Annotated in this window: 1 rRNA gene; it reads left to right on the forward strand. The window is 57.0% G+C overall.

Annotated features, from left to right (window positions below):
• A 23S ribosomal RNA gene (locus ABT294_RS50705) occupies positions 1-1,577 on the forward strand; the annotation flags it as partial.
• Between the last annotated feature and the right edge of the window lie 5 nt (positions 1,578-1,582).

Here is a 1,582-nt window from a genome sequence, read left to right on the forward strand (position 1 = left end):
GAACCCTCTGATACTAAGAGTCCTTAAGTCAGTCGGCCCTTCGGGGTTGATGTTAGACCGAACGCTCGGCCTGAAGTGGTAGTAGGTAAGCGATGGGGTGACGCAGGAAGGTAGTCCAGCCCAGGCGATGGTTGTCCTGGGGTAAGCATGTAGCCCGTGTTGTAGGCAAATCCGCAACACTTGTGGGTGAGATGTGATGCCGAGCCGATTGTGGTGAAGTGGATGATCCTATGCTGCCGAGAAAAGCCTCTAGTGAGTGTTGTGGCGGCCCGTACCCTAAACCGACTCAGGTGGTCAGGTAGAGAATACCAAGGCGATCGGGTGAACTGTGGTTAAGGAACTCGGCAAATTGCCCCCGTAACTTCGGGAGAAGGGGGACCTCTGCTGGTGATCGGACTAGCTCTGGGAGCTGGTGGGGGTCGCAGTGGCCAGGGGGAAGCGACTGTTTACTAAAAACACAGGTCCGTGCGAAGTCGTAAGACGATGTATACGGACTGACGCCTGCCCGGTGCCGGAACGTTAAGGGGACCGCTTAGTCGACTTTCGGGTTGGCGAAGGTGAGAACTTAAGCGCCGGTAAACGGCGGTGGTAACTATAACCATCCTAAGGTAGCGAAATTCCTTGTCGGGTAAGTTCCGACCTGCACGAATGGCGTAACGACTTCCCCGCTGTCTCAACCGCAGACCCGGCGAAATTGCACTACGAGTAAAGATGCTCGTTTCGCGCAGCAGGACGGAAAGACCCCGGGACCTTCACTACAGCTTGACATTGGCGTTTGGAGCGTCTTGTGTAGGATAGGTGGGAGACTGGGAAGCTCGGACGCTAGTTCGGGTGGAGTCATTGGTGAAATACCACTCTGGTCGTTTTGAACGTCTAACTCTGGTCCGTGATCCGGATCGGGGACAGTGTCTGGTGGGTAGTTTAACTGGGGCGGTTGCCTCCTAAAGGGTAACGGAGGCGCCCAAAGGTTCCCTCAGCCTGGTTGGCAATCAGGTGTTGAGTGTAAGTGCACAAGGGAGCTTGACTGTGAGACTGACGGGTCGAGCAGGAGCGAAAGCTGGGACTAGTGATCCGGCATCGGCGTGTGGAAGCGGTGTCGCTCAACGGCTAAAAGGTACCCCGGGGATAACAGGCTGATCTTCCCCAAGAGTCCATATCGACGGGATGGTTTGGCACCTCGATGTCGGCTCGTCGCATCCTGGGGCTGGAGTAGGTCCCAAGGGTTGGGCTGTTCGCCCATTAAAGCGGTACGCGAGCTGGGTTTAGAACGTCGCGAGACAGTTCGGTCCCTATCCGCTGCGCGCGCAGGAGACTTGAAAGGGGCTGTCCCTAGTACGAGAGGACCGGGACGGACGAACCTCTGGTGTGCCAGTTGTACCGCCAGGTGCACGGCTGGTTGGCTACGTTCGGAAGGGATAACCGCTGAAAGCATCTAAGCGGGAAGCTCGCCTTGAGATGAGGTCTCCCACCCTGTGAGGGGGTAAGGCTCCCGGTAGACGACCGGGTTGATAGGCCGGAGGTGGAAGCATGGTAACGTGTGGAGCTGACCGGTACTAATAGGCCGAGGACTTGACCACAAAGC

It is taken from the genome of Nonomuraea sp. NPDC000554 (assembly GCF_040300065.1).
Taxonomy (GTDB): Bacteria; Actinomycetota; Actinomycetes; order Streptosporangiales; family Streptosporangiaceae; genus Nonomuraea.